Source organism: Thermus sp. FJN-A, assembly GCF_054655095.1.
Genome location: NZ_BAAHSC010000111.1, coordinates 1 through 471 on the forward strand (window position 1 = coordinate 1; position 471 = coordinate 471).

The window sequence follows — 471 nt, forward strand, 5'->3', positions numbered from 1 at the left end:
CAGGGCCCCCTCCATCAGGCCGTAGAGCTCGGCCCGGAGGGCACCCCACAGCACCCAGGCGTAGAAGCGCACGCTCCCAGGATCCCGGAACTCCCGGGCCAGGGAGAGGGCGAGGGCCTCCACCAGGGTCCGGCGCTCGGCGGGGCGGGCCCGGAGGAGGGCGGTGAGAGAGTCTATAGCTAACGGGTTTTCGGCTTCGCCAGGGAGTAACGAAAACCCAAGCAAAAGTCCGAGAACCTCGGAGTCTCCCTTAGGGGGACTTTTATATGACTCTCTCAGCCTCAGGCTCCAGGCGGTGCGCCCCCGGCGGGCGTCCTCCTCCAGGTCCCGCCACGGGTGGCGGAAGTCCTCCGGGTCCAGACGGGGGCGGGCCTCCCGGTGGGGCAGGCGCACGGCGTAAAGGGTCCCGGCGGCGTAGACCCCCGTCCGGCCCCGGAGGGTGGCCGGGGCGCGCCAGGCCCTCCGGCGGAT

1 pseudogene is annotated in these 471 nt (G+C 71.5%); it reads right to left on the reverse strand.

Annotated features, from left to right (window positions below):
* A pseudogene (locus ACYQ0J_RS00570) lies at positions 1-471 on the reverse strand (hypothetical protein); the annotation flags it as partial.